Here is a 1100-nt window from a genome sequence, read left to right as displayed (position 1 = left end):
AACGCGAGTCGCGTTTGGTCGAGCGGTATCACTAGTGTCAAAACGGCTGACTTGGCTTTTTACGTCGAAGTTAAGGTGATCACCCCACAACGGCGTGTAGTAGTTCAAATCTAATTGAGGAAGCAAACGATATGGACGGTTTTCTTCTTTCAAGAGGATTTGGAAATCTCGAACGGTTAAAGACGCATCCCAGAAATCTGAACGGTACTGCACATGTCCTTCTTGGACTAACTGGCCGTCTTCACGGTTACCGATGTCAGAGTCCAAATCTAGGAAGTAATCAATGTCACTGACTTGTGAGTAATCAACTTTCACAATCCACTGTTTATTGATAATACCATCGTGCTTAACTTGGTAACCCCAGCGAGAATCATCTTGATATTTTTTATCGCTGTTGAGGTATTCGCCTTTCAGTTTACCTTCACCCCAGCCATCGGTTAGGTAACGGAAATCGGTGTCGAGTTTGGTGCCACGTTGCTGCATGTAGAGTGCAGTGAGTGTCATGTCGTATTGAGGTGCGATGTTCCAGTAAAATGGCACTTCCACTTCCATACCGTCACTAGAACCGTAAGAAAGAGAAGGGAATAGGAAACCGGTTTTACGCGTGTTGCCAATAGGCATGGTCATGTATGGCACGTAAAACACGGGCACATCCATGATCTCAAAACGAGGGTGGTGCAGCGTGGCGGTCTCTTCGTCTTGGTCTACATCAATACCAGACGCAACCAAGCGCCATGAATTATCGCCTTCCGGACATGATGTGATTGAGCCATCTTCTAGTTCATAGACAGACTGACCTGTACGTGCAATGTAAGCTGCAGTACCACGACCTTGTTGGCAAAGAAATTGGTATTCGGTGTTTTCAAGCGAGAAGGTATCTTGGTTGATGTCGTTGGTAACACGATCTGAGCGGGCTTTAACTTGTCCGTCATTGAAGGTCACGTTGCCTTCTGCCACCACCACGTTGTCTTGTTGGTGCAGGGTTACGCTATCTGCGGTGATTTTCTTCGGACCTTGCGTTACTTGGACGTTTCCAGAGTATTGTGCTTTGTCACCATTAATGGCTTGCAGGTTGTCCGCTTCTACCACTACTGGGGTAT

General features: G+C 46.7%; 1 protein-coding gene. It reads right to left on the bottom strand.

Annotation, left to right across the window (positions count from 1 at the left end; all coding sequences use genetic code 11):
- Positions 1 to 1100, bottom strand: a 1100-nt coding sequence (lptD, locus tag R7127_RS26780; protein ID WP_318148747.1) for an LPS assembly protein LptD, incomplete at both ends; no start/stop codon positions are given.

It is taken from the genome of Vibrio sp. 1159 (genome assembly GCF_033340395.1).
In the GTDB taxonomy this organism is placed as follows: Bacteria; Pseudomonadota; Gammaproteobacteria; order Enterobacterales; family Vibrionaceae; genus Vibrio; species Vibrio alginolyticus.
The sequence above is the reverse complement of the archived record's forward strand: the minus strand, read 5'-3'. Positions and strand labels throughout refer to the sequence as shown.